Origin of the sequence: Shigella sp. FC1661, assembly GCF_001712525.1 — a bacterium.
Lineage (GTDB): Bacteria > Pseudomonadota > Gammaproteobacteria > Enterobacterales > Enterobacteriaceae > Escherichia > Escherichia coli.
This window is the reverse complement of record NZ_MDGW01000362.1, coordinates 1-1154: the sequence shown is the minus strand read 5'-3', so window position 1 is coordinate 1154 and position 1154 is coordinate 1. Positions and strand designations below refer to the sequence as shown.

The following is a 1154-nucleotide window of genomic DNA, read 5'->3' as shown; positions in this document are numbered from 1 at the left end:
CTAAATCACGTCAGCGCTGGCTGTTTTACGCGTATGACAGGATACGGAGGACGGTTGTGGCGCACGTCTTCGGTGAACGCACTCTGGCCACACTGGAGCGTCTTCTGAGCCTGCTGTCGGCCTTTGAGGTCGTGGTATGGATGACGGATGGCTGGCCGCTGTATGAATCACGCCTGAAGGGAAAGCTGCACGTTATCAGCAAGCGTTACACTCAGCGCATTGAGCGACATAATCTGAATCTGAGACAACATCTGGCAAGGCTGGGACGGAAGTCACTGTCGTTCTCAAAATCGGTGGAGCTGCATGACAAGGTCATCGGGCATTATCTGAACATAAAACACTATCAGTAAGTTGGAGTCATTACCCGTTTTTCCATCAATTGCGATGACGTCTTTATCATCTGAAGAATGGCAGTCACGCATCCAGTTAATAAAGCACTCATGAAATTTTGCAGGACTGATACAGGATACAACTCTGGCAATAGTATCGTGAACAGGAATACCATTTTCAAAATCACCATATTGCTTCAAGAAATCGAGATGTGTTTCCCCGAAATCCTCTATATCTTCCCAACTTTCTGCACCAGAAATAACGGCAAAAATAGTCAATAGTAGGATGCCTGACAATTTATGCTCTACTTTCCAGGCTTATCTGTAATCGGGAATAATAGAAATATGTTCCATCAATTTTTTAAGTTCCATTTGTTCACCTTATTTATGTAAGGAGTATTTGATCATGTATAAGCTATGAAAAACAGCTTCAGGTAATAAGGAATATAGACTGGCCCCCTGAATCTCCAGACAACCAGTATCACTTAAATAAGTGATAGTCTTAATACTAGTTTTTAGACTAGTCATTGGAGTACAGATGATTGATGTCTTAGGGCCGGAGAAACGCAGACGGCGTACCACACAGGAAAAGATCGCAATTGTTCAGCAGAGCTTTGAACCGGGGATGACGGTCTCCCTCGTTGCCCGGCAACATGGTGTAGCAGCCAGCCAGTTATTTCTCTGGCGTAAGCAATACCAGGAAGGAAGTCTTACTGCTGTGGCCGCCGGAGAACAGGTTGTTCCTGCCTCTGAACTTGCTGCCGCCATGAAGCAGATTAAAGAACTCCAGCGCCTGCTCGGCAAGAAAACGATGGAAAATGAACT

General features: G+C 45.3%; 1 protein-coding gene and 2 pseudogenes. 2 read left to right on the top strand and 1 reads right to left on the bottom strand.

The window, feature by feature from the left end:
* Nucleotides 1–350 (top strand): annotated as a pseudogene (locus BFF42_RS18010) (IS1-like element IS1X2 family transposase); the annotation flags it as partial.
* 15 nt (nucleotides 351–365) lie between these two features.
* On the opposite strand, the pseudogene BFF42_RS18005 reads toward BFF42_RS18010, so the two are convergent.
* A pseudogene (locus BFF42_RS18005) lies at nucleotides 366–701 on the bottom strand (ISAs1 family transposase); the annotation flags it as partial.
* A 166-nt stretch (nucleotides 702–867) separates the two neighbouring features.
* Here BFF42_RS18005 and BFF42_RS18000 point away from each other — a divergent pair.
* Nucleotides 868–1154 (top strand): transposase (locus tag BFF42_RS18000; protein WP_000567737.1); only part of this gene is annotated, 287 nt, incomplete at its 3' end.